15 protein-coding genes and 1 riboswitch are annotated in these 17,965 nt (G+C 46.4%); of the genes, 7 read left to right on the top strand and 8 right to left on the bottom strand.

The genetic code is table 11. The features are described from left to right. Positions 1-86 precede the first annotated feature (86 nt). Positions 87-172: riboswitch (cyclic di-GMP riboswitch) on the top strand. A 114-nt stretch (positions 173-286) separates the two neighbouring features. The 3 genes from EPB59_RS04685 (at position 287) to EPB59_RS04675 (ending at position 2,185) form a co-directional block, all read left to right on the top strand. After that, positions 287-874, top strand: coding sequence for a TfoX/Sxy family DNA transformation protein (locus EPB59_RS04685; protein ID WP_055033572.1), 588 nt, complete (start codon positions 287-289; stop codon positions 872-874). Positions 875-1,155: 281 nt separating this feature from the next. Further along, positions 1,156-1,845 carry a TVP38/TMEM64 family protein gene (locus EPB59_RS04680; RefSeq protein WP_154171688.1) on the top strand — a complete coding sequence of 230 codons (690 nt, stop codon included), beginning with the start codon at positions 1,156-1,158 and terminating at the stop codon, positions 1,843-1,845. A gap of 28 nt (positions 1,846-1,873) precedes the next feature. Next, the gene (locus EPB59_RS04675) at positions 1,874-2,185 is read left to right on the top strand and encodes a DUF2007 domain-containing protein (RefSeq protein WP_154173178.1); all 312 of its coding nucleotides are present in this window, start codon (positions 1,874-1,876) and stop codon (positions 2,183-2,185) included. Between the two features lie 5 nt (positions 2,186-2,190). Here EPB59_RS04675 and EPB59_RS04670 read toward each other — a convergent pair whose 3' ends face one another. The 4 genes from EPB59_RS04670 to topA form a co-directional block, all read right to left on the bottom strand. Next, positions 2,191-2,997 (bottom strand): alpha/beta fold hydrolase, encoded by an 807-nt coding sequence (locus EPB59_RS04670; protein WP_154171687.1) that lies wholly within the window; start codon positions 2,995-2,997, stop codon positions 2,191-2,193. Positions 2,998-3,127: 130 nt separating this feature from the next. Beyond that, positions 3,128-4,582, bottom strand: a complete 1,455-nt coding sequence (glgA, locus tag EPB59_RS04665; RefSeq protein ID WP_154171686.1) for a glycogen synthase GlgA — start codon at positions 4,580-4,582, stop codon at positions 3,128-3,130. Position 4,583: 1 nt separating this feature from the next. Beyond that, positions 4,584-5,801, bottom strand: a complete 1,218-nt coding sequence (gene glgC, locus EPB59_RS04660) for a glucose-1-phosphate adenylyltransferase (protein WP_055051172.1) — start codon at positions 5,799-5,801, stop codon at positions 4,584-4,586. 664 nt (positions 5,802-6,465) lie between these two features. After that, positions 6,466-9,096: a type I DNA topoisomerase gene (gene topA / locus EPB59_RS04655; RefSeq protein WP_154171685.1), complete on the bottom strand. Its 2,631-nt coding sequence runs from the start codon at positions 9,094-9,096 to the stop codon at positions 6,466-6,468. A gap of 336 nt (positions 9,097-9,432) precedes the next feature. On the opposite strand from topA, the gene EPB59_RS04650 reads away from it, so the two are divergent. Continuing rightward, the gene (locus EPB59_RS04650; RefSeq protein ID WP_154171684.1) at positions 9,433-9,681 is read left to right on the top strand and encodes a YciN family protein; all 249 of its coding nucleotides are present in this window, start codon (positions 9,433-9,435) and stop codon (positions 9,679-9,681) included. Positions 9,682-9,771: 90 nt separating this feature from the next. On the opposite strand, the gene aroA is transcribed toward EPB59_RS04650, so the two are convergent. Further along, a complete protein-coding gene (aroA, locus tag EPB59_RS04645; protein ID WP_154171683.1) occupies positions 9,772-11,052 on the bottom strand; it encodes a 3-phosphoshikimate 1-carboxyvinyltransferase in 1,281 nt (426 codons plus the stop codon). A gap of 308 nt (positions 11,053-11,360) precedes the next feature. Between aroA and aat the strand changes: the two genes are divergently transcribed. The 3 genes from aat (at position 11,361) to infA (ending at position 13,097) form a co-directional block, all read left to right on the top strand. Then, complete coding sequence (gene aat / locus EPB59_RS04640) at positions 11,361-12,098, top strand: leucyl/phenylalanyl-tRNA--protein transferase (RefSeq protein ID WP_154171682.1); 738 nt, start codon at positions 11,361-11,363, stop codon at positions 12,096-12,098. Then, complete coding sequence (locus tag EPB59_RS04635) at positions 12,095-12,796, top strand: arginyltransferase (protein ID WP_055051167.1); 702 nt, start codon at positions 12,095-12,097, stop codon at positions 12,794-12,796. The genes aat and EPB59_RS04635 overlap by 4 nt, the downstream gene beginning before the upstream one ends. 82 nt (positions 12,797-12,878) lie before the next feature. Beyond that, positions 12,879-13,097 (top strand): translation initiation factor IF-1, encoded by a 219-nt coding sequence (gene infA, locus EPB59_RS04630; protein ID WP_001040192.1) that lies wholly within the window; start codon positions 12,879-12,881, stop codon positions 13,095-13,097. A gap of 180 nt (positions 13,098-13,277) precedes the next feature. On the opposite strand, the gene fabV is transcribed toward infA, so the two are convergent. The 3 genes from fabV to EPB59_RS04615 form a co-directional block, all read right to left on the bottom strand. Next, positions 13,278-14,483, bottom strand: coding sequence for an enoyl-ACP reductase FabV (fabV, locus tag EPB59_RS04625; protein ID WP_154171681.1), 1,206 nt, complete (start codon positions 14,481-14,483; stop codon positions 13,278-13,280). Between the two features lie 199 nt (positions 14,484-14,682). Next, entirely contained in the window at positions 14,683-16,965 is a 2,283-nt protein-coding gene (locus EPB59_RS04620; RefSeq protein WP_055051165.1) for an acyl-CoA dehydrogenase, read from the bottom strand. Positions 16,966-17,058: 93 nt separating this feature from the next. Further along, complete coding sequence (locus tag EPB59_RS04615) at positions 17,059-17,685, bottom strand: TetR/AcrR family transcriptional regulator (RefSeq protein WP_055051164.1); 627 nt, start codon at positions 17,683-17,685, stop codon at positions 17,059-17,061. Positions 17,686-17,965: the final 280 nt, after the last annotated feature.

Genomic DNA, 17,965 nt, shown 5'->3' with positions numbered 1-17,965 from the left:
GTATTATTAACATGGCTCATTCTCACAATTGAAATATCAGTATGTGAGAATGACCCAAGTTTGGTTATTTTTTATCAGGAAAAATGTCACGCACAGGGCAAACCATTTGAAAGAATGGGACGCAAAGCCTCCGGCCTAAACCAGAACATAGGTAGGTAGCGGGGTTACCGATGGCAAAAATGCATACACTATGTTGACTCATCATTGACACGGCAGTTGCATGCTTTTGCTAATTTTCTCGGACCTGATTTGGTGGCGTATGTAACAATACTCCGAGACTAACAGCATGGATAAACCAGTATTAAAAGATTCAATGCGGCTCTTTGAGCAGCTAGGACGTGTGAAATCTCGTTCAATGTTTGGTGGCTTTGGTATTTTCGTCGACGAAACTATGTTTGCGCTTGTGGTTAACGATACTCTGCACATCCGTGCAGACGATGCCACAATCGAAAAGTTCAAGCAGCAAGGTTATGAACCTTATGTTTACAAAAAGCGTGGTTTCCCCGTCGTCACTAAGTACTACGCTCTACCTGATGATTGTTGGAGTAATCCAACCTCTATCCTAAGTGAAGCTCGTATTGCGCTTGAGGTCGCTAAGACCGAACGTGAAACACAAGCACAAGCGAAGCCTGACCGTTTGAAAGATCTTCCCAACTTGCGTTTAGCAACGGAAAGAATGCTCAAAAAAGCCGGTATCGAAAGCGTTGAGTCTCTACACTCTTTCGGTTCTGTTGAAGCGTATAAAGCCATTCAACGTACCCATTCGGCAGAGGTTAGTCTTGAGCTGTTATGGGCTTTAGAGGGGGCAATCGAAGGTAAACATTGGTCAGTGATCCCACAAAATCGTCGTGACGAACTACTAAGACACCTTTGATTTCTCGTTTTGAGTTTGTCTTTCCTCGCCAAGTTTGTATGAATACTTTGAGTAAAATCTGATAACGCGTCCACACGGGCGCGTTATTTTTTTGAAAGAAATACGGCGCTTCCCCTGTCTTCTACTTCATAGCCCTAGTTCATACCAATCGGGCGAATTTATTTTGAGTCGATATACTTATACCCAAGTCCTGATGCATTGCCTTCATTACCAATGGGATAAGATATTCCACTTATGGCTATCAAAAGCCTCAATATCAAAGTGCTGACTAGGTACCACTCATGAACAAAAAGCTCATTATTGCCCTTATTTTGATCGCGATAACGGCGATCTTGGTGACACAATTTAGCCATTATCTGACGTTAGATGTGGCCAAAGCCAAGCAAGCCGAATTGGCAAACTACATTGATGCACATCTTGTACAAGCTGCGCTTATCTATTTTGTGTTGTATGTCCTGTTGACTGCCTTTTCGGTCCCAGGCGCCACTGTTGTCACCCTATTGGGTGCAGCACTGTTTGGGTTTTGGCTCAGCCTTCTGCTAGCCTCATTTGCGAGTACGATTGGGGCAACTCTTGCTTTCCTCAGCAGCCGCTTTTTATTGCGCGACTGGGTTCAAGCTCAATTTGCCGATAAGCTGTTAACCATTAACCAAGGTGTCGAACGGGATGGAGCCTTTTATTTGCTCTCGCTACGCTTAATTCCCATTTTCCCCTTCTTTTTGATTAACTTGGTCATGGGTCTCACGCCTATTTCCATTTGGCGTTACTATTGGGTCAGCCAATTAGGGATGTTGCCTGGCACAGCAGTTTATCTCAATGCCGGCACTCAACTAGCCGAAATCTCTAGCTTGAGCCAGATCGTTTCTGCACCAGTGCTCGCCTCTTTTGTGTTGTTGGGTGTATTTCCTGTTGTGGTGAAATGGTTCATGAATAAACTTCAACGGCGCCCTGTTTCATCACCGATGAAATGAGCTTGGGCTAGAACCCCCATCAACCATGATGAAAATTTATACTGCAAATCATCCATTAGAGGCTCATATCTTGATGCAGTTGTTGCATCAACAAGGGATCCCGTGTGAATTGCGTGGAGAGATGCTGTTTGCGCTGCGTGGCGAGCTCCCGATGGATTCCAGCAGCGCACCATCACTTTGGTTAAAGAAACCTCAGCAGAAAACCGCCGCCGAGCAAATCATCGCTGAGTATCTTAATCCGCCGAAACAATCTCGCTGGTTATGCCCACAATGCGGCGAAAGCCATGAAGGGCAGTTTAGCGTTTGTTGGCAGTGTGGATTTACCCAATGTAATGAATAAAAGTGTTAACGGATTTGGCGCTGGATAAACTCGATAGAACGCTGATTAAACAGCTCAGGCTGCTCGACATTACATACATGCCCACAATTTGGAATTTCATACAGTTCACTCTGCGCATGCAGTGCAACCATCTCCTTCACCGGATGGATAAACATGTAATCCTTCTCACCCATCAAATATAAAGTGGGGATCGGTAATTCACGGTCACGGAAGTAGCGCATCATGGGATTAACTTCAGCCGTTAAGGTAAACCAGCGCTTAAACTCTTTTTGACACAGCTTTTGCGCTTCACGGATAAAGAGATGTCGTGACTCTTTTTGGCTGCGCTGCGGCATCACTATGTAAGCAAATAGCCGATACAGCCACATATACGGGATGAGGTGTTTGCTCAAATGCCCTAGCCTAACCAACAGTTGTGAGCGCGCATTAAGCCGCGTTACCGCACCACCAAGCACCATGGAACTAACACGGTGTGTCGCAAGCTCGGCAAGGTTACGGACGATGATCGTACCGAGGGACATTCCCACAAAATGGGCTGACTGGATTTTCAGATGATCCAATACTCTCAGCACATCAAGGGTGACCGTTTTGAAAGTATAGCGATTGGCTATCCAATCTCTGAGCAATTGGTTTGATTTACCATGACCACGCAAATCGATGAGTAGCAAGTTAAAATGCTGACGATAGGCTTTGATCTGCTTAAACCAAATTGAAGAGCTGCCTCCTGCGCCATGTACGAAAACCACCCACTCGCGACTGGTAGGATGAAGGTAGGTTTTATGAAACAGAACTTTTTCAGCAATGGCAGACATTGGCACCTCGTTATTACGCAGGCCAAGACTACCATAAACCGTGTGTGGAAAATCACTTCAGTTGTAAGAAACTGTTGAGCAGAGCAGAAAATAATGGCACCTAAAGGTGCCTTAGCTTTAAAATTTACCTCTAACCAAATCGCGCCAAACGATACATTTTCATGTATTCCTGTGCCGACTCCTCCCAGCTGAAGTTTTGCTGCATCGCACGTTGCTGTACTTTGAGCATCTCATCAGGTTGTTGGAGATAAAACAGCAAGGCACGCTGCATGGTGATCAGCAACGCTTCAGGTGTGGGTTCTTGATAACCAAAACCCGTCGCACGCTCAGGAAACTTATCGTAATCGTTCACCGTGTCTTTCAACCCGCCGACTTCTCTTACGATAGGTAAGGTGCCATAAGCCATGCTGTAGATCTGGTTCAACCCACATGCCTCAAACTCGGAAGGCATTAAGAAGAAGTCGGATCCAGCTTCAACCCAGTGGGCTAAACGCTCACTGTAGGTCTCGACAAAAGCAAACTTATTGCGATGAGAGTGAGCAATTTTATTCAGTCGCGCTGCGACCTCTGGCTCACCAGTCCCGACAATCACCACCTGGACATCATTACGTAAGAACTGCTCCAAAATAGGTAACAGGTAATGAAAGCCTTTTTGGTGTGTTAAACGACAAACCATGCCAAACATAGGAACATTGGCAACAGGCAAATGTAACTCTTCTTGCAACGCGGTTTTGCACAACGCCTTGCCCTTGCGCATCGATTGTGGTTCATCACTGTAAGTGGTTGGCAAATAGTGATCCGTTTGTGGGTTCCACTCACTGTAATCACAGCCATTCACAATACCGTGCAAATCCCGAGCGCGACGAACAAAATCATCGACTAAACCATGCGCGCCGAGCGGCGTTAAAAGCTCTGAAGCATAATTAGGACTTACTGCGTTAATTTTATCGGCAAAGGCAATCCCGGCTCGCAACATACTGACATGGTCATGACCATATTGCAGAAATTCCATACCCGATAAATTAAGCTCTGGAATGACTTCCAATTGGTGGTAAGAAAAAATCCCTTTGAAAATGGCGTTATGCACCGTGAGCACGCTTTTGACTTGTTCAAAAAAACTGTCATAGCGGTAACGCGTTTTCAGTAGAAAAGGAACTAAGCCGGTGTGCCAGTCATTGGCGTGAATAATATCCGGTTGAATCCCCAATTTAGGGAGTACGTCCAAACACGCTGCGGAGAAAAAACCAAATCGTTCACCATTATCGGTATACGCTTGGTTATTCTCGGCATACAGAGCCGGGCGATCAAAATAGGCTGGGCAGTCTATTAAATAGACCGGGATCCCTTCTAACTCGCGTTTAAGCACTCGATAATGAGTGTGCGGCCAGTGAGTAAGTTCCGTTTCTAGGACTAACTCCGCCTCTTCTCTACCCGGAACTGAACGATAAGCAGGCAGCGCAATCGCTACCTGCTGATGCAACGCTTTCAACGCCTGTGGTAGGGCTTTTGCCACATCAGCTAAGCCACCACTTTTTACCAGCCCCTGCACTTCCGACACGGTAAACCAAACGTTGAGTTGTTCCATTCTAGAATCCTACCTTTGAACCTTTTGCAATTACCACAATACCTTCATCGGAAACGTGGAAACGTTTTCTGTCCATTTCCAGATCTTCACCAATGATAGTACCTGCGGCAATCTCAACATCTTTATCGATAATGGCGCGCTTAATCGTGCAGCCAGCTCCAATTTTTACGTCACCCAAGATAACAGATTCACTGATCAAAGAGCCAGCAGCAATGTTACTACGGAAGCCCAACACCGATTTATAAATGGTTGATCCTTGAATATAACTTCCCCCAGAGATCAAACTGTCTGTCACTTTGACTTTTTTATCCTTCACATCAACAAACGTTGCGGGTGGCAAAGGCGGGTAATAGGTGTGTAGCGGCCAGCTACGGTTATACAAAGAAAATGGCGGTTCTTTATCGAGCAGATCCATATGAGCAGACCAGTAGGACTCAATGGTACCCACATCACGCCAGTAGGTAGATTCTTTCTCGCCTTTGATTTTGTTGGTCGTGAAGTCATACACGTACACTTTACCGCGTGGGAACATCTTCGGAATAATGTCCTTGCCAAAGTCATGGCTAGATTGGCTATTCTCAGCATCTTCACGCAACTCTTTGCTGAGCGTTTCTGCTTCAAAAATGTAGTTACCCATCGAGACTAGCGCCCACTCAGGTTCACCGGGGATCGACTTCGGACAACTCGGTTTCTCTTCAAATCCCACCATTTTGCCGTGTTCATCGACCTCGATGACGCCAAACTGTGAAGCTTGACTGATCGGCATACGCAGTGCAGAAACGGTCAATTCTGCTTCCATGCGGCGATGGAAATCGAGCATTTGGCGGATATCCATCTTATAGATATGATCTGAGCCAAAAATGCAGACTTGATCTGGGGCAACAATTTCCACAAAGCGTAAGTTTTGATATATCGCATCGGCAGTGCCTTCATACCAACGTTTTCCATCACGCATTTGCGCAGGAATAATGTCGATAAAACGATCCGTGATCCCCGAGAGATTCCAGCCCTTTTTCATGTGTAGATACAAAGACTGTGATTTGAATTGCGTCAATACGTAGATACGCATCAAATCGGCGTTAACAAAGTTATTGAGTGCAAAGTCGATTAAGCGGTAGCTTCCGCCAAAAGGAACTGCCGGTTTGGTACGGGTTTCAGTCAACGGTTTCAACCGTGACCCCTCGCCACCCGCCAAAATCATGCCTAATACTCCAGCCATGTGTTGTTCTCCATTCTTTTATAATATTTACCGAACCACGAAATAGGTTTTGCTTTGGGGGCTATATGGTGCGGTGCTCCATGCTTACCGATGGCAAATTAGTACGACAGCCAGCACAAATGTGCTGAATAAACAATGCAATCGGTTGGCTATACGTTATCGAATCCGCAGCAGAATACCAATCAATTTCTTGAAATCTCCGTGGTCAAAAGGTGAATGATGGAAAAGACTTATTCCAACTCACACTCTGTTGGTGGTTCAATTACATAAACCTAACAGTAAAAAATAACGCAATATTGAATTACTGAAGTGGGTTCACCTCCTGATTGATAGAAATGGCCTAGCGAAATACTTCGCCCAATACACTGAAAAGAATGAGTAGAGGATAAAAATCGGACTGAGAAAGAGCGTTTGGATCGGAGTGCAAAGATTTGCGAGGAGGTAACTCCGGATCCGGCTAAGGAAGCTCAGATTGAGTGGTTAATCTCATAGTAAGGAGGAAGAGAAGTGAAGACTCTCTCTTGAGTCACACTCTGGTAAATTGATGGTGAAAGACATCAATAGCGTGTGAAATTTCTCAGAATCGCTTCGCAAAGGGTAATACAGAAATAAGACAAGGCAGCACGAGGCTGCCTTGTTGTAGCGTGGAAATGACGGCGTGACACTATTTCGCGTTTTTACGCTTATCCGTCACCAGCCATTTGCCGTCTTGGTAGATCGCCATCCAACCTGATGGTTTACCATCCGTTTCGGTACGAACGTAATGTTCTTTCTCTTTACGAGAGAAACGCACTACAGCCGGTAAACCGTCAGGATCCTGCGGCGGAGCCGACGTTAGATATTGGTATTTTTCTGGTAACCGTTCTGCGAAACGCTTCAATTCTTCCACTAAAGGCGCGCGAGTTTCACGAGATTTAGGGAAATTGCTAGCAGCCAAGAACAAACCAGACGCACCATCACGTAACACAAAATACGCATCCGAGTTTTCACATGGAAGTTCAGGGAAATGCACAGGCTCTTCTTTCGGTGGCGCAACTTCACCATTTTTCAGGATCTTACGCGTGTTTTTACAAGTGTCATTGGTGCAGCCCATGTATTTACCAAAGCGACCATTTTTCAGCACCATGTCTGAGCCACACTTGTCACATTCGACCGTTGGACCTTCGTAGCCTTTGACTTTGAACTCGCCTTCTTCAACGATAAAACCTTCACAGTTCGGGTTGTTACCACAAACATGCAGTTTACGTTTATCGTCGATTAGATACGCATCCATCGCCGTTTCACAGATAGAACAACGTTTCTTGGCACGTAGAGCGGCGGTTTCAACATCTTCTTCTAAGACGTTGATAACGCCCTCTTCATCACCCAGATTGATAGTGGTTTTACAACGCTCTTTTGGTGGCAATGCATAACCAGAGCAGCCTAAAAACACGCCTGTCGACGCGGTACGGATACCCATTGGGCGCGAACAGGTTGGGCACAAGATGTTCGTCATTACAATGTGGTTAGGCTTCATGCCGCCGACACTTTCATCTTGTTCTGCGGTTTCTAGATCACGACTGAAATCAGCGAAGAACTCATCCAGCACTGCCGTCCAATTCACTTCACCTTCCGCGATTTGGTCGAGTTTTTGTTCCATACGTGCTGTAAAGTCGTAGTTCATCAAATCGTCAAAATTTTCATCCAGACGATCGGTCACGATTTCACCCATCTTTTCTGCGAAGAATCGACGCTGGTCAACTTTCACATAGCCACGATCTTGAATCGTTGAGATGATCGAAGCGTAGGTTGATGGACGACCAATCCCGCGCTTCTCAAGCTCTTTAACCAACGCAGCTTCTGTAAAGCGTGCTGGCGGCTTAGTAAAGTGTTGTTTCGGATCTAGACTGACTAACTTTAGGCTGTCGCCGACTTTCACTGGTGGCAAGATCTGATCTTCATTTTTACCCAGCGGACGCTGTACGCGAGTCCAACCATCAAACTTGAGAATTCGACCTTTCGCTTTCAGAGTAAACTCAGCCGCTTTGACACTGACGGTGGTTGAATCGTATTGCGCAGGTGTCATTTGACACGCGACAAATTGATTCCAAATCAGCGCATAGAGCTTGTGTGCATCCGCTTCCATCCCTTCCAGATCGTCAGCAGTGACAGTGACATCCGAAGGACGAATCGCTTCGTGCGCCTCTTGCGCATTTTGCTTGCTGCCATACACGTTCGGCTGACTCGGCAAATAGGCTTCGCCGTAATGCTTAGTAATATAGCCACGTAGATTGTCTACTGCTTCTGCACTCAAGTTAGTTGAGTCAGTACGCATGTAGGTGATGTAACCCGCTTCATAAAGACGCTGAGCGAGCATCATGGTCTTTTTCACCCCGTAGCCTAAGCGTGTACTTGCCGCTTGCTGCAAGGTAGAAGTAATAAATGGTGCACTTGGTTTGCTGCTCGTTGGCTTGTCTTCGCGTTTGCACACTTCGTACTGCGCTTTATTGAGCGCAGCAACCGCTGCCAAAGCTTCAGTTTCGTTCACTGGCTTGAACGCTAGGCCATCTTTTTGTGCCACCAGCAGACGGAAATCTTGCTTGTCTGCGGTCAATGTATCCGCGTTGATGTCCCAAAATTCTTCAGGAACAAATGCTTTGATTTCGCGCTCACGCTCAACCAAAAGTTTCACAGCAACAGACTGTACGCGACCTGCAGAGAGGCCACGTGCCACTTTTTTCCATAGCAGTGGTGAAACCATGAAGCCCACCACGCGATCCATGAAACGCCGTGCTTGCTGAGCGTTAACGCCATCCATATTCAGCTCACCAGGTTGTTGGAAAGCCTGCTGAATCGCGTTTTTGGTGATCTCGTTAAAAACTACTCGTTTGTATCGCTTCTCATCGCCACCGATGATCTCACGAAGGTGCCAAGCGATGGCTTCTCCCTCGCGGTCCAAGTCGGTTGCGAGATAAACGCTGTCAGCGTCTTTTGCAAGCTTTTGCAGCTCCGCTACCACTTTTTCTTTGCCGGGCAGAATTTGGTAATTCGCTTCCCAACCATGATATGGATCGACACCCATCTTTTTGATCAGTGCTGAGCGTTCTTTTTCACGCTTTTGCTGCTCTTTATCAGCGATAGATAGCTTTTTAGTCGACGCAGCGGCCGCTTTACCAGTCGGTGTGGTGGTTTGCCCTGCCGTAGGCAGATCACGCACGTGTCCCACACTGGATTTCACGATAAAGTCTTTACCAAGGTACTTATTGATAGTTTTGGCCTTGGCTGGCGACTCGACGATAACGAGTGATTTACCCATATTGACTCAAGTGTCCTTCATCATTTGGCGATTTCTAAATCGCATGACGTTCTAAAATGTAATTCTTTTTTTACTATCGAGCCAGATAACAAGAAGATCAACTTGTTTTTTATAAAAGCTTTTTATTTGCTCGACAAATCGACGAAATGTTGTTCTGCTGTCAAAAACGCGCTCATACTAAAGTGAAGCGCGCCACACCGCGACCCCAAAACAACGAAATATGCAATAACTCACAAATTCATTAACAGAATAAATCGTCTTTTTTCTGCGTTCTGTCAAGGCTATAACCTGTTACACCCTTATACTGTCCGTTTCAGAAAGTAAGGAGTGATACCTATGAACCATAAAACACCTATCAGCGAATTCGACCTGTTACTGATCGCAAACCAGATAATTCAAGACCATGAGAGCTACCTCGACGGCATGCGTGCTACTCATGTGGAAGAGAAAGAGGGTGTGTTGGTTTTCAAAGGTGAATATTTTCTCACTGAACAAGGTCTGCCGACGGAGAAAACTACGGCTGTATTCAATATGTTCAAATACCTCGCTCATCAGCTCTCACCTGAATTTACCGTTCAAAAATAATAAAAGCCTCGTAATGAGGCTTTTATTTCATAAAGTTACAACCCATGTTTCTAAAAAAGTGGCCGTTTATGGCTACTTTTTGGTTAGGCGCTACTGGCTTAACTGTGCAAACTTCTCAAAATAATCTGGGAAGGTTTTTGAAGTGCATTTCGGGTCATTGATCGTCACCTGTGTATCACTCAACGCGACCAGAGAAAAACACATGGCCATGCGATGGTCATCATAGGTATCGATCGCTGCATGGATGAGCTTGGCTGGCGGAGTGATCACAATGAAGTCCTCTCCTTCCTCTACCGTAGCACCCACTTTACGCAATTCAGTAGCCATCGCCGCCAATCGGTCGGTCTCTTTCACGCGCCAGTTGTAAACATTACGAATGGCCGTTGTACCTTTGGCAAACAGCGCTGTTGTGGCAATCGTCATCGCCGCATCTGGAATATGGTTATAATCGAGATCCACTGCATTCAGTTCGCCGCGGCGAGCAATGACGTAATCATCACCCCACTCAATCTGTGCACCCATTTTCTCTAAAGCATCCGCAAACTGAATATCACCTTGGATGCTGTTTTTACCAATGCCCGTCACTTTCACTTCACCGCCTTTAATGGCAGCAGCAGCAAGGAAATACGAAGCAGATGACGCATCACCTTCGACTAAAAAATTTCCAGGTGAAACATAAGATTGGCCTGCAGGGATCACAAACTCTTGGTAATCGTGGTTGATCACCTGTACGCCAAATTGTTCCATGATGTGCAGCGTAATATCGATGTACGGTTTGGAAACCAATTCACCCACGATTTTGATGGTCACTTTCCCTTGAGCCAGTGGGGCTGACATTAAAAAGGCCGTCAAAAACTGGCTAGAGATAGAACCATCGATAGTCACGGTGCCGGCTTGCAGCCCAGTGCCTTGAATACGTAGCGGCGGGAAATTTTCCTGCTCCAGATACTCAATTTGCGCTCCAGCTTGACGCAGCGCATCCACGAGATGGCCAATTGGGCGCTCTTTCATGCGTGGCTCACCCGTCAACACATAGTCGCCTTGACCAAGGCATAGAGCGGCAGCCAAAGGGCGCATAGCCGTGCCAGCATTACCTAAAAACAGCTCTAGTGGTTGAGTGGTTTGAAACGCTTGGCCAAGGCCTTCTACTTCACAGGTGGTTTTGTCTGCCGAGAGTTGATAGTTCACGCCAAGCTTTGTTAATGCGTTGAGCATATGGCGAATGTCATCGCTATCAAGCAAGTTAGTCAGACGAGTCTTTCCCGAAGCCAAAGCCGCTAATAGTAATGCGCGGTTTGAAACACTTTTAGAACCGGGAAGATTCACTTCCCCTGAGATGAGATTTATCGGTTGTAGAGTTAAGCTTTCCATTGAGTGTTGTGTTTCCTTGCGCCGCTGAAAGTCCTTGTGATTATGGGGTCGCGACGAAAATTCTTCGTATCCGCAGACTAACCAAATTCAATCACGATCGCTAGCCTTAATCTTGCTCACAATGAATTTTTATTTCTATTTATGCATTTCGGTTTCTCCCTCATTTTTCTATAAGCGGTAAGATTGGCAAATGCATATAAAATCACTAAGATCGCCGCTCACGACCTCTACTGATGGGTCAGTGATAAGCGTGCCAGCCCACTCACTTCTGCAATTGATCGTAAGGACTTGCAAGGTAAACCAATACAATGGCGATTTATCTCACTGAGTTAGAACAGGAAGACCTCTCCTTCCCCTCTCCATTTACAGCTTTAGAAGAACCTAACGGCTTGTTAGCCTTTGGCGGCGATCTCAGCCCTGCGCGAATTTGGATGGCTTACCAGAACGGGATTTTTCCTTGGTATGGGCCGAATGACCCGATTCTATGGTGGAGCCCCTCACCACGAGCCGTGTTTGACCCAGCCCAATTTCAGCCAGCAAAAAGTGTCAAAAAATTCCAACGCCAGCACCAATACCGGGTTAGCTTGAACCTTGCGACTTCGAACGTTATTGAATTGTGTGCATTAACTCGACCAGCAGATCAACGTTGGCTAAATAGCCAAATGCGCCAAGCTTATGGGGAACTTGCGAAGCAAGGCCGTTGCCATTCGGTAGAAGTGTGGCAAGACGAACAACTGGTGGGTGGACTTTATGGTATTTCGGTCGGCCAACTGTTTTGTGGTGAATCAATGTTTAGCCTCGCAACCAACGCTTCAAAGATTGCACTCTGGTATTTTTGTGACCATTTTTCGGGACATCAAGGGCAGTTGATTGATTGCCAAGTCATGAACCCTCATCTTGAATCTTTGGGCGCCACCACGCGAAGCCGTGAACAATTTATCCAATCATTGCTATCTTTTAAGGAGAAACCGGTGCTTAGTGGCTGTTTTGAACCTCAGTGGCTCACCACACCGGCTTCGCCAGTGCTTTCGAGGATTGATGCATGAGCTCAGACATTCAGCAAATTCGTATTGGATTAACCAACAACCATCCTTGTAGCTACTTGGGGGATCGGATGGAGCGGGTCGCGGTGGCTATCGACCCACAGATGCAAACGCCCGACACCTATGAAGTCTTAATGGCCAATGGTTTTCGGCGCAGTGGCGACACTATTTATAAGCCGCATTGTGACCACTGCCAAGCCTGCCAAGCGCTGCGCATTCCTGTCCCTGACTTTACTCCGAGCAAAAGCCAAAAACGTTTACTTAAACTGTTGAGCAGCCATTTCCATTGGCAACTGAAACCAGAGATGGATGAGAATTGGTATCAGCTTTACGCACGTTATATTTTTGCACGCCATCGTCATGGTTCGATGTACCCTCCCAATAAAATGGAATTTGCTAAATTTGCTCAAGCAAAATGGCTCAATACCCAATATTTGCATCTTTATGAAGGCGAAAAGTTGGTTGCCATTGCGGTTACCGATTTGCTCCCTAACAGTGCGAGTGCATTTTACACCTTCTATGATCCTGACATTACACTCTCTTTAGGCACTCTCGCGGTGCTTTGTCAGCTCAGTTACTGCCAACAAACCAAAAAGCAGTGGCTTTATTTGGGATATCAAATCGATGAATGTCCAGCAATGAACTATAAAGTCCGGTTCAATCCGCATCAAAGGCTAGTAAATCAACGTTGGCAAGGGTAGAATACGCCGCAACTTCCCATATTGAACGTTTAATGGCAGAATCCGCGCCGTTAAAGATCGCCAAATTTCTAAAGAGGATTAAATGGCTAAAGAAGACGTAATTGAGATGCAAGGCACTGTCCTTGATACTCTTCCTAACACAATGTTCCGTGTAGAGCTTGAAAATGGTCACGTGGTGACAGCTCACATCTCTGGAAAAATGCGTAAAAACTACATCCGCATTCTAACTGGTGACAAAGTCACTGTAGAGATGACTCCTTACGATTTGTCTAAAGGTCGCATCGTCTTCCGTGCTCGTTAATTTCTGATTGTCGAACACAAAACAAAAAGCGGAGCCTAAGCTCCGCTTTTTATTGCCCTAAAGAAAGGGCAACATCGACTCTTTGAGTGAATACTGATTTCACGTAGCGAGTTTGCGCTCCAAATTCAAAGCATAAAAAAGGCGCTCTACCGCGCCTTTTTAGGATAAGAGCAAACTCTCTTACTCGATATCAATCACAGCAAATTCGACTTCAGGATTCACATCAGCATCGTAATCAATGCCTTCAATGCCAAAGCCAAACAGCTTAATGAACTCTTCTTTGTACATGTCGTAATCGGTCAGCTCACGTAGGTTCTCTGTAGTAATTTGCGGCCACAGGTCACGACAGTGTTGCTGAATATCATCACGCAGCTCTAAGTCATCCAAACGCAGACGGTTGTGGTCATCCACTTCAGGCGCAGAGCCATCTTCTTTGTACAAACGTTGGCTGAACATGCGGTAGATCTGTTCCATACAGCCTTCATGTACACCCTGTTCGCGCATTTTCTTGAAGACCATGGCGATGTAGAGAGGCATAACAGGAATCGCTGAGCTTGCTTGAGTCACAACCGATTTCAATACCGCGACGTTCGCTGTTCCGCCTTTGGCAGAGAGTTTCTCGTTCAGCGCAGTCGCTGCACGATCTAAGTCCATCTTGGCACGGCCTAAAGCACCATCCCAGTAGATTGGCCAAGTCAATTCAGTACCGATGTAGCTATAAGCAACGGTTTTGCAACCTTCTGCCAGTACATCCGCTTCTTCAAGCGCTTGAATCCACAGTTCCCAATCCTGCCCCCCCATTACAGTGATCGTGTCAGCGATTTCTTGTTCAGTCGCTGGCTCAACACTGGCTTCGATGATCACATCTTTATTGGTATCGACCGCAGTAGAGGTGTAAGTTTCACCAATTGGCTTCAGTGCTGAACGCACCAACTCACCCGTGTCTGGCATCTTACGTACTGGAGAAGCCAGTGAGTAAACCACCAGATCAATTTGACCTAGGTCTTGCTTGATCAGCTCAATCGCTTTTTGTTTTGCGGCATGAGAGAACGCATCACCGTTAAGGCTTTTCGCGTACAAACCCGCTTCATGAGCCAATTTGTCAAATGCCGCAGCATTGTAGAAGCCCGCTGTACCTGGCTTTTTGTCGGTACCTGGCTTTTCAAAAAATACGCCGATGGTTGCCGCACCACCGCCAAACGCCGCAGCGATGCGTGATGACAGACCATAGCCGCTAGACGATCCGACAACCAACACGCGCTTAGGTGCATTTTTGATTGGACCTTGCGCTTTTGTGTAGGCAATTTGTTCTTTTACGTTCGCTTCACAACCCACTGGGTGCGTTGTTGTACAGATAAATCCACGAATTTTAGGTTTGATGATCATATTCAAATTCCTTAAAAAATCGTGGCTAGGATAAAAGGTTCAGACACAAATCGCATCTAATTTCTCTCAATTTCGCCGAAAATGGCCAGTGGTTGGATCACTCAATCGAGCATTTTTCTGGTTATGCTCACAAAAAGCTCAACCGACAAAAATAAAGAGGGCTTCTTGATGAGAAGCCCTCGACACACTATGTCACTCGTTATGCCACACTATTTAGTTTAGGTTTAGTGGTTTGATGGGTGTGGATTTGCGAAAAATCATGGCTGAAGTGATCCACTTGAATCGCACGGCTACGCAGTTTTTCAGCAGCCAGAATAGATGCCACCTCATCTGCGCTCAACACACCCGCTTGCTGGGCTTGTGCCAAGCGATCGGCCAATAACCCTTTACGTGCCACTTTGCCCTCTTTTACGCCTTGTTGCAGTTTACGTTCTAAGCCTTTAACGCTGTACATGGCTAAAAATGCTTTTTCCATCAAGCCTACGCTATCATCTTCGTCTTTACCTATGTAGCAAAGTTGGGTCAAGCGATCACGATGTGCTCCCGGTGTCATTAGGCTTTCAGCCAACTTCACCGCCAGCTCATCACTCGGTGGAGCAAAGTGGTTGCCCAGCGGGAATAGTAGACCTTTAAGCAGCGCGCCGACACCGGTTACAGGGTAGTTACGGTACGCTTGATTGAGCGATTTGGCTGCGTGGTGCAAGCAGTGTTGCATCGCATAATGTACGTAATCCAGATCCGCTTGATGACGACCTTCGTCCTCATACTTTTTTAGTACCGCAGAACCCATATACAGATAACTCAGCGCATCACCTAGACGGGCTGAAATCATCTCTTTACGTTTCAGCTCGCCACCTAACGTCAGCATGGCAACATCCGCACTCACCGCTAAAGCACGGCTCAGACGAGTCATTTGCTTATAGTAGTTTTGAGTTGGGCCACTCATATTGGCTTTAATGAAGCGTGACCCCGTCAGCGCAGCAAACAGAGCACCAAAACTATTTTTGGTCGCGTGGGCAATGTGCTTAAACAGCAGATCGTCAAACGCTTTTTCGCCCTCGTGTTGATCTGGATTCGCCGCAGCTTCCATCTCTTTTAAGACATAAGGATGGCAACGTGTCGCACCCTGACCGAAGATCATCAGGTTACGCGTCAAAATGTTCGCCCCTTCCACCGTGATTGCTACTGGCACTCCGAGATAATGCGTTGCCAGATAGTTCATCGGGCCATCTTGGATCGCACGACCAGAATGGATATCCATCGCATCATTCAAAATGGTGCGCGCAATTTCCGTCATGTGATACTTGGCAATTGCCGTGACAATCCCCGGTTTTTCTTTGAGATCCAAAGAAGTGGTCGTCAAAGTACGGGTCGCTTCCAGCAAGTAGGTTAAACCGCCGATACGTCCCATGGCTTCTGCCACGCCTTCAAATTTACCAATCGACATCCCAAACTGTTTACGCACATAGCCATAAGCCCCTGTTGTGCGTGCGGTTAGGTGGCCAATTGCCGTACCCAGTGCAGGCAATGAAATACCACGTCCTGCCGAGAGGCACTCCACCAGCATGCGCCAGCCTTTACCTGCGTAATCCGCTCCACCAATTAGCCAATCGATAGGAATAAACACATCTTGACCGCGCGTTGGGCCGTTCATAAAGGCCAAACCTAGTGGATCATGACGTTCACCAATCTCTACGCCTTCATGAGAAGCGGGGATCAGCGCACAAGTAATACCGATATCTTCTTTATCACCCAGCAAATGCTCTGGATCACTCAGTTTGAATGCCAAACCCAATACCGTTGCCACCGGAGCCAGCGTGATGTAGCGTTTGTTCCAACTTAAACGAATGCCCAGTACTTCTTTGCCTTCATGTTTTCCATAACAAACCACGCCCTGATCAGGAATGCCACCTGCATCGGACCCCGCTTCTGGGCCGGTTAGTGCAAAACAAGGAATGTCAGTGCCGTCCGCTAAACGTGGCAACCAGTAATCTTTCTGTGCTTGAGTTCCGTAGTGAGACAAAAGCTCACCGGGGCCTAATGAGTTAGGCACCATCACCGTTACCGCGGTACTGATACTGCGTGTAGCAATGCGTGACACGATGGTAGAGTTGGCTAGCGCAGAGAATTCACGACCACCATATTCTTTGGAAATGATCAGCGAGAAGAAGCGCTCTTTACGTAGGAAATCCCAGACCTCTTTCGGTAGATCGCGATCTTGTTTCACTATCTTGTAGTCATCTAACATACTGAGCAGTGTTTCTAGCTCGTTATCGATGAAAGCCTGTTCTTCGGCTGACAAGGTCGGTTTAGGGTAATGGTGCAGTTTGGTAAAATCAGGCTTACCAGAGAACAGTTCGCCATCCCACCATACACTGCCCGCTTCCATGGCTTCCTTCTCTGTTTGTGATAGAGGAGGAAGCACTTTTTTAAACATTTTGAAAGCGGGGTCACTGATCCATTTTCTGCGTAGAGAGCTCATATTCAGATCCTTTTGTTCACTGGTTATCCCTTTCCACTTGACGCTTTAGCGGTATAGGGAAATGTCATCTTATTATGTTTATCAATCGGTTATTTAATTCGCTGCCACACCGGCGGCGAGGTATGGAATCAGTTGATCAACCACAGACTTCGGATCAACTTTGCTTCCAAAAGCGTTTTCTGCAATCTCAGCCAATGCCTGACTAGAGGCCATAGTAAAGACGCACGTACCTAAGGTGAAATGCAGCCGCCAAAACAACGTTTCGCGCGTTAAGCTGGGATTCGCCTTAAGCACCGAATCGGTAAATAAGGTCAATACATCGTTGTAGCGATTGGTAATGAACCAACGTAAATGCCCTTGAACGTCGGTATAGCCTCGCCCAATCAATAACATGAAGCGGCTGGTGCCATTAGGGCGGATTTCATTGAGCGAACGCAGTGGAACTCGCAGAGCTTCAAATACCTCGGCCATGTCGTAATTCTCACGCTCATTCAGCAGCTCTAATGAATGTTTCATCTCAGGCATAAAGGCTTCTAGATAACGATTAAGTACCGCGCGAACTAAGGTTTTCTTATCGCCAAAATGATAATTAACCGATGCCAGATTCACTCCGGCCTTACTGGTGATGGTACGCAAAGAGGTATCATTGAAACCGTATTCGGCAAAAAGTCCTTCTGCCACATCGAGTATTTTTTCCTTAGTACTGCTGCGTAATGCCATTTCAATCACTCGTATCAAACAACTGTTTGAAATATACTCTCGACACATTTTATTAACAAGCGATTAACCTCACATTTTCCATCCATGGTCAGACCAGAAGATGTTAAGTGCTTGCTCAGTGATGAAAAAAACCTTCCATAAAAAAATTAAAAAATTTTTGCGAAATGTCGGAACTCTTTGCCAACCCCCCAGTCTGAATAGACGTGATTGACAGAGCTTTGAGAGTTTTACTGGCCGTCAAACTTGTTTCTCGACCGACTGTCACCAATTACGCTGCTTT

The sequence above is a fragment of the Vibrio metoecus genome, assembly GCF_009665255.1.
GTDB lineage: Bacteria > Pseudomonadota > Gammaproteobacteria > Enterobacterales > Vibrionaceae > Vibrio > Vibrio metoecus_B.
Note: the sequence above shows the minus strand (reverse complement) of the source record. Positions and strands in the feature narration are given on the sequence as shown.

What these genes read in the sequence shown, in the direction of transcription:
- EPB59_RS04685 (WP_055033572.1), top strand. Translation starts at nt 287, where the DNA reads ATGGATAAACCAGTATTAAAAGATTCAATGCGGCTCTTTGAGCAGCTA.
- EPB59_RS04680 (WP_154171688.1), top strand. Translation starts at nt 1,156, where the DNA reads ATGAACAAAAAGCTCATTATTGCCCTTATTTTGATCGCGATAACGGCG.
- EPB59_RS04675 (WP_154173178.1), top strand. Translation starts at nt 1,874, where the DNA reads ATGAAAATTTATACTGCAAATCATCCATTAGAGGCTCATATCTTGATG.
- EPB59_RS04670 (WP_154171687.1), bottom strand. Translation starts at nt 2,997, where the DNA reads ATGTCTGCCATTGCTGAAAAAGTTCTGTTTCATAAAACCTACCTTCAT.
- glgA (WP_154171686.1), bottom strand. Translation starts at nt 4,582, where the DNA reads ATGGAACAACTCAACGTTTGGTTTACCGTGTCGGAAGTGCAGGGGCTG.
- glgC (WP_055051172.1), bottom strand. Translation starts at nt 5,801, where the DNA reads ATGGCTGGAGTATTAGGCATGATTTTGGCGGGTGGCGAGGGGTCACGG.
- topA (WP_154171685.1), bottom strand. Translation starts at nt 9,096, where the DNA reads ATGGGTAAATCACTCGTTATCGTCGAGTCGCCAGCCAAGGCCAAAACT.
- EPB59_RS04650 (WP_154171684.1), top strand. Translation starts at nt 9,433, where the DNA reads ATGAACCATAAAACACCTATCAGCGAATTCGACCTGTTACTGATCGCA.
- aroA (WP_154171683.1), bottom strand. Translation starts at nt 11,052, where the DNA reads ATGGAAAGCTTAACTCTACAACCGATAAATCTCATCTCAGGGGAAGTG.
- aat (WP_154171682.1), top strand. Translation starts at nt 11,361, where the DNA reads ATGGCGATTTATCTCACTGAGTTAGAACAGGAAGACCTCTCCTTCCCC.
- EPB59_RS04635 (WP_055051167.1), top strand. Translation starts at nt 12,095, where the DNA reads ATGAGCTCAGACATTCAGCAAATTCGTATTGGATTAACCAACAACCAT.
- infA (WP_001040192.1), top strand. Translation starts at nt 12,879, where the DNA reads ATGGCTAAAGAAGACGTAATTGAGATGCAAGGCACTGTCCTTGATACT.
- fabV (WP_154171681.1), bottom strand. Translation starts at nt 14,483, where the DNA reads ATGATCATCAAACCTAAAATTCGTGGATTTATCTGTACAACAACGCAC.
- EPB59_RS04620 (WP_055051165.1), bottom strand. Translation starts at nt 16,965, where the DNA reads ATGAGCTCTCTACGCAGAAAATGGATCAGTGACCCCGCTTTCAAAATG.
- EPB59_RS04615 (WP_055051164.1), bottom strand. Translation starts at nt 17,685, where the DNA reads ATGGCATTACGCAGCAGTACTAAGGAAAAAATACTCGATGTGGCAGAA.